Raw genomic sequence first — 6541 nt, 5'->3', positions numbered from 1 at the left:
ATTGTATCTATCTAATATTTGCTATTTTTACAATAGAAAAATAAACATTATGAATTCAATTGCTGAGCAAATTGCTGACTTTTTAAGTGAATATCCACCTTTTAATTTTTTAGGATTTGAAGAACTTTCGAAAATAGCGAGTGACATAAAAGTTGTTGTTTTAGAAAAAAATCAAACTTTATTTCAAATAAATGATTTGCTTCATGATAGTTTTTATGTAGTAGCTTCGGGCGTAATTAATTTATCTGTTATTTCAGATTCTGAAGAGACTTTGTTAAATAAGTGTGCTCCTGGAGACATTTTTGGTCTAAGACCATTTTTTGCTAAAAACAACTATATGATGACGGCTAAATCTAGAGAGGAAGCTATTGTATATGCCATCCCAATTGTTTCATTTAGACCTTTTGTAGCCAATAATCCAGAGGTATTAAATTTTTTACTAGAAAGTTTTGCTGTTAACACTAGAAATCCAAAAGACAAAGAAAATTTAATAGGTAAGTTAATTTCTGATAATGTTTTTTATTCTGATCAACAATCAGAAATGCAATATTTCCAATCATTGACCTACAATATAAATCCGTTAAAAACGACTGTAAACATTACCATTCAGGATGTAGCACAACAAATGACAGCTTCTTTAACTAACAACATCTTGATTTGTGAAAATGATTACCCTATTGGTATTGTTACAGATACTGATATGCGAACCAAGATAGCTACAGGCAGATTTCCCATCACAGTTACTATTGACAAGATCATGTCTTCACCAGTAGTTACTGTACTTGAAAATGTATCACTTGCCGAAGCGCAATTATTAATGCTAAAAAACAATGTTACTCACTTGTGTGTGACTCAAGATGGCACAGACAGATCTTATGTAAAAGGCGTAATTAGTGAGCACGATTTAATAGTAGCACAAGCTAATAGTCCTGGAGTACTTATTAAAGAAATCAAACGCAGTCAAACTCCTAAAGAGCTGAAGCAAATTAGAGATAGAGTTACTGATTTGATACAAAAATCTATCACTAAAAACGTGCCTTTGTCTCATATTTTTAATATAACTAGTGAGATTAATTTGGCTTTACTAAAACGTGCTGTTGAATTGTCAATTTTAGATTTAGGCTCTCCTCCTGCCCGTTTTGCTTGGTTAGGTATAGGGAGTCAAGGTAGAAAAGAGCAATTATTACTTACAGATCAGGATAGTATTTTAATTTTTGAAGATGTAGCTGCTGATAAGTACCGAGATGTAAAAGATTATTTTTTGAAATTAGGAAAAAAGACTACCGCAACCCTTGAAAAAATAGGATACTCATCCTGTCCTAATGGACACATGGGTAGTAATATGTTGTGGTGTAAATCATTGACAGACTGGATAAAACAATATGATAACTGGATGAATACTCCAGGTGAAAACAGCGCTGATTTGAGTAGTATATTTTTTGATTATGAAATCATTTTTGGAGAACAAAAAATAGAAGATGCAATTAGTTCAATAATATTTAAAAATGTCAAAAACAGTACCCTTTTCTTTGATTTTCTGGGGAATGATGCCTTGAGAGACAATTCTCCTTTAACATTTTTCAAGAAATTTAATGTAGTAGAAGAAGGTGAACATAAAGATCAATTTGATATTAAAACCCGTGCTCTTATGCCTTTAATAGATGGTGCTAGATTGTTTTGTTTATCTTTTGAAATAAAAGGAATTAACAATACATTCCAGCGTTTTAAACAATTGTCAATAGCTGATCCCAAGCATGCTGAAACGTATTTGAACTGCGCCGAAGCTTTTCTTACTTTATCTAAATTTAGAACTCTTGAAGGGTTGAAAAATGATTCTGATGGACAATACATTAAACTTGAAGAATTATCAAAAATTGACAAGGAAAAATTAAAAAATGCTCTCGCTCCTATGCGCGATTTAGAGGAATTAATAAAAAGTAAATTTCAACTTACACAATTTTCATAATATGTTAGATTGGTTAAAAAATATCAATAAAGAATATCCAGATTTCTGGAAAGCTTATGTAGCTAAATTTGATAAAAAATCATCCAGATTTGTGGTGTTTTCAACTGAAACTACGGGTTTAAATCCTAAAAATGATGTTATTTTATCTATTGGATCTTTTTCGGTGATTAATAATTCAATTTTGGTTGGGGAAAATTTTGAGGCTGTTTTAACACAGTATAAATATTTTCATGATAACGGTTTGACTAATGAATTTTTAGTAGAAAGTAAAATTAAAAAAGTTAGTGAGCCCGAAGCCTTAAAGTCATTTTTAGAGTTTATAGGAAATGCAGTTCTGGTAGGACACCATGTTGATTTTGATGTAGATATGATCAATGAAGCTTTAGAAAGAATGGATTGTGGAAGGTTGAAAAATGAAGCACTAGACATTGATGTTATGCATAGAAAACTTCAAGATAGTACTGATAAAGACAGTCCGCTTGATGAGCTTTGTGAGTTTTATAAAATTCCGGTTAGTGATCGCAATTCTGCTGCAGATGATGCTTATAAAACAGCGCTGTTGTTTTTAAAATTAAAATCTAGATTAGGTATTAAATAACTCTTAGCCAACAAGCATTACCCCTTTCCAAAACCTACCGTGATGTGTAATAGAAATTGGTTTTTCTGTTGATGTTGCAGCATCAATGATAAATGGAATAGAATTCTTTTTTACAATTGATGCTGTTTCTGGATTTATGATTGATACTTTTTTGAAATCTAGTTCATGAATTACAGCAACAGTATAAACAGCGTTATCATCTATAATAGTTTTGGTGAAATAGCTTTTATCTAGAATAACCACTTTTCCGGTTTTTTCATCATCAAAGATACACTCTAAAAGCAATGGAAAAAAGCCTCTTTTACCTGTCTCTCTATTAAAAATTTTATAGGCTGCTTCTTTTCTAGTCCATAAATTCCAAACCATTACTTCTGAGTCTACAGCATTTTTGATTAAGAATTGCTCTTTAGTAGTGAAAATTTTATTTAAATATCCGTTACGTTTCCAGTTGCTTTCTTTTTTGGCTAAAGCCAAATCTACAATATCGTTTCCAATCATTTACAAACCTTTAATTTGTACTCGTTAATTTTTCTCGGATAATTTTGCCTCAATAATTTCTAATGCTGCCTCTACGTTGATCATGCGTTCCATAGCTTCATTATCAATTATAATATCGTACTTCTCCTCTATGTCTAAAATTACATCCACTAAATTTGCTGAGTTTATCTTTAAATCATTAATAAAATCAGTGTTAATGGTCATTAAATCAAATGCTTCTTGATTTTGAATGTATGGTTTTACTATATTTTTTAATTCTTGAATGGTTTGTTCTTTATTCATACTTAATGTTGTTTAATTTAGAGTTTTTAAAATTTTAAAAGTCATTCCTAATTACTATTAATAATTTTGACCAAGGCTTCATTCCCTTTTTATTGGTTAATGATGGGATTTATATTTTTTAAATATAACACAACCATTCACATCACCAAAACCAAAACTAGCTTTAGCAATGATATTTAATTCTTTTTCTATTAGTTGTTGTGGTACTCTCGATTCATCAATTATTGCTGTGATTTCGGGATGCAAATCGTCACAATTAATATTCGGAAAAATAAATCCTTGATATAATTGTAATATTGAGGCTACACTTTCGATACTGCCGGCACCTGACAAACAGTGGCCTACCATTGATTTCAAGGAGTTTATGTATGGAAAATCATTTCCTTTTCTGCCCAAAGCTTCACTCCAATTCTGAATTTCTAAACTATCTTTTGATGTAGCTGTTAAATGTCCGTTGATTGCATCAACTTCATTTGCTGAAATTCCAGCATTTGTTAAGGCATTTTGAATACATTTCTGCACAGCAACAGGATTTGGTGCTGTCATTGTACCAAGTCCTCGCTGACCTCCAGAATTAACATGCCCACCTAAAACTTCGGCATAAATAGTTACACCTCTTTCAAGTGCTGTTTGTAAATCCTCCAAAACTAAAGCTCCTGCTCCACTACCCGGAACAAATCCTGAAGCACTTTCTGACATTGGCCTTGAGCCGTGTTCTGGATCTTGATTGTGCTTAAAAGTACACACTTTCATAGCATCAAAACCACCCCAAATGTAAGGGCCAGAATCACTAGTGCTTCCTGCTAGTATTCGTTTGGCTTGACCTGATTTTATGCGGTCATAAGCCATCAAAATGCTTTCTGTACCCGTTGTGCAGGCCGAAGAATTTGTAGTAACTTGATTACCTAAACCTAATTTACCTCCTAAATAAGCGCTTACACCACTATTCATAGTTTGCGCTACGGCAGTACTACCCAATCTTCTGGTTTGAAAATCATCAATTTTATAGATGCTTTCACGAAATTTATCAATTCCAGAGGTTCCTGTTCCAAAAATAGTTCCGCTATCCCAATCTGGTTCTTCATTTATTTTTAAAGATAATCCGGCATCTTTCCATGCATCAATACCCGCTATTACACCATACAAAATTCCAGATGAATTGAAATTTCTTAACTCTAGTTCTGAAAAATAATGCAATGTTAATTCATTAGAAATTTCAGGTTTTCCCGCTATTTGACAAGAAAATTTCAATCTTTCTAACTCTGGATCATGCTTAATTCCTGAAATTCCGTTTTTGATGGCATGTGTAAACGCATCAAGTCCAACTCCATTCGGAGCAACAACACCTAGCCCAGTAATAACAACTCTCTTTTTCATTTATTTAGAAATTATCATTCCAGCAATTGTTCCTGTACACACCACTTCTTCTTTTTCATTTTTCATGATTACTTTACATTTTAATTTTCCGAATCTGAAATAAATTTTCTGGGAAAAAACGGTTACTTTTTCGTTAGGAAAAATAGGCTTTAAAAATTCAATATCTGTTGATGTTAAAGCAATTGCAATATTTTTATTTAAGCTTTCATTTAATAAAAATATACCTAAACATACTAGGCCAATTTGTGCCATCACCTCTGTCAAGATTACTCCGGGTGTCACTGGATTGTCTTTAAAATGTCCGTTATAAAAATCAAGATTTTCATCAAAAGTATAGGTTCCTTCTACTCCATTTTCATCAATTGAAATTATTTCGTCTACAAAGAGAAACGATTTAGAATACGGTAACTTGGATATGATCTCTTGGTTTGTCATTGCTTTTAAAAGTGAATTAAAATTGTAACAAAACTCTTTGGGCAGAAAATCCTGGACCAAAACTCAACATTAAACCCCTTTCCCCTTTTTTAGGCTGATTGTCCATTATTCGTTCTAAAACATATAAAACCGTTGCACTAGACATGTTTCCGTACAATCGTAAAACCTCTTTTGTATCGTCTATATTTTTACCCAAACTGGAAAACAAACTTTCTACCGTTTGTACTATTTTCTTTCCTCCAGGATGAAAAATCAAATGATCAATATCTTCCATTTTTAAATTATTTTTTTCTAAAAAGGGATGAATAATATCAGGGAAATGCGAAGCAATCGTTTCGGGAACTTCAATATCTAAGACCATTTGCAATCCAGAATTCGTTAATTTGAAACCCATCATGTGTATGTTGTCATAAAAATGATACATCTCTTCAGCTAGAATTTCTGGTCCGTCGTCGTCTTCATGTGATGATAAAAGCACACAAGCCGCTCCATCGCCAAAAATGGCGGCACTCACAATATTGGCCATAGAAAAATCATCCAATTGAAATGTAGCTGTTGGACTTTCAACTGCAATTACAGCTGCACGTTTTCCAGGATTGGCCTGCAAAAAGTTTTTTGCATAGATAATTCCTGAAATTCCTGCAGCACAACCCATCTCTGTAACGGGAAGTCGCACAATATCTTGGCGCAATTGTAATTTATTAATTAAATATGCATCTAGAGATGGTATCATAATTCCGGTGCAACTTACCGTTATAATGTAATCTAAATCTTCAGGTTTCCACTTGGCTTTTTCTAACGCTTTTTCTAAAACCTTTTCGCCTAAATCAATCACTTCGCGTATATAGATGTCATTTCTTTCTTCAAAAGAAGTTTTGGTAAACACTTCAATTGGATCCATAATAGAATATCGTTTATCAACTGCAGCTCCTTCAAAAATTTTCTTTACTTTTCTAATAAAACGCTCGTTTTGCCCTACAAGCCAAGCATCCAAAAAAGGGATAATTTCATCCGTATTTTTAGAATATTTGGGTAACTGCTTAGTAACTGTTTTGATTTTTACACTCATATTTTTGAAATTATCCATTGGTATCTAAAAGCCCATCGCCAATGAATTGTATACTTTTTAAAATTTAATTTTTTTGAGAAATCTACTAATTCTTCTTTTTTAAAACCTCTTAAAATAGAAGTCAGGCCATCCTCTCTGGACATATCATTCAATTGAAATACAAAACATAACCCTTGAAATAAGCGGTAAGCAATTGGACTTCGATGTAAATCATTAATTACAATTCCTATCGATGAATTCTTATAGAAAACTTTTAATAAATCTTCAATTTCATGGTTTTTGAAATGATGTAATGTTAATGTGCACAAGACAATAT

7 protein-coding genes and 1 pseudogene are annotated in these 6541 nt (G+C 32.3%); 2 read left to right on the top strand and 6 right to left on the bottom strand.

Going from position 1 to position 6541, the window contains the following annotated elements; all coding sequences use genetic code 11:
- Nucleotides 1–49 precede the first annotated feature (49 nt).
- Both FPG59_RS12645 and FPG59_RS12640 read left to right on the top strand, forming a co-directional pair.
- Nucleotides 50–1966: a DUF294 nucleotidyltransferase-like domain-containing protein gene (locus tag FPG59_RS12645; RefSeq protein WP_086454950.1), complete on the top strand. Its 1917-nt coding sequence runs from the start codon at nt 50–52 to the stop codon at nt 1964–1966.
- A 1-nt stretch (nt 1967) separates the two neighbouring features.
- Nucleotides 1968–2564 carry a PolC-type DNA polymerase III gene (locus tag FPG59_RS12640; RefSeq protein ID WP_086454949.1) on the top strand — a complete coding sequence of 199 codons (597 nt, stop codon included), beginning with the start codon at nt 1968–1970 and terminating at the stop codon, nt 2562–2564.
- Nucleotides 2565–2567: 3 nt separating this feature from the next.
- Here the strand turns inward: FPG59_RS12640 and FPG59_RS12635 are convergent, their stop codons facing one another.
- From FPG59_RS12635 to FPG59_RS12610, 6 genes and pseudogenes are all read right to left on the bottom strand, one after another.
- A complete protein-coding gene (locus FPG59_RS12635; RefSeq protein ID WP_086454948.1) occupies nt 2568–3062 on the bottom strand; it encodes a 4'-phosphopantetheinyl transferase superfamily protein in 495 nt (164 codons plus the stop codon).
- Nucleotides 3063–3086: 24 nt separating this feature from the next.
- The gene (locus tag FPG59_RS12630) at nt 3087–3344 is read right to left on the bottom strand and encodes an acyl carrier protein (RefSeq protein WP_086454947.1); all 258 of its coding nucleotides are present in this window, start codon (nt 3342–3344) and stop codon (nt 3087–3089) included.
- A 96-nt stretch (nt 3345–3440) separates the two neighbouring features.
- The gene (locus tag FPG59_RS12625) at nt 3441–4721 is read right to left on the bottom strand and encodes a beta-ketoacyl synthase (protein ID WP_086454946.1); all 1281 of its coding nucleotides are present in this window, start codon (nt 4719–4721) and stop codon (nt 3441–3443) included.
- Nucleotides 4722–5156, bottom strand: a complete 435-nt coding sequence (locus tag FPG59_RS12620; protein ID WP_086454945.1) for a 3-hydroxyacyl-ACP dehydratase FabZ family protein — start codon at nt 5154–5156, stop codon at nt 4722–4724.
- Between the two features lie 16 nt (nt 5157–5172).
- Nucleotides 5173–6225 carry a type III polyketide synthase gene (locus FPG59_RS12615; RefSeq protein WP_086454951.1) on the bottom strand — a complete coding sequence of 351 codons (1053 nt, stop codon included), beginning with the start codon at nt 6223–6225 and terminating at the stop codon, nt 5173–5175.
- A pseudogene (locus tag FPG59_RS12610) lies at nt 6222–6541 on the bottom strand (methyltransferase); the annotation flags it as partial. The pseudogene FPG59_RS12610 and the gene FPG59_RS12615, both read right to left, overlap by 4 nt.

It is taken from the genome of Flavobacterium sp. FPG59, assembly GCF_002150205.1.
Classification (GTDB): Bacteria; Bacteroidota; Bacteroidia; order Flavobacteriales; family Flavobacteriaceae; genus Flavobacterium.
This window is presented reverse-complemented; position numbering and strand designations above follow the sequence as displayed.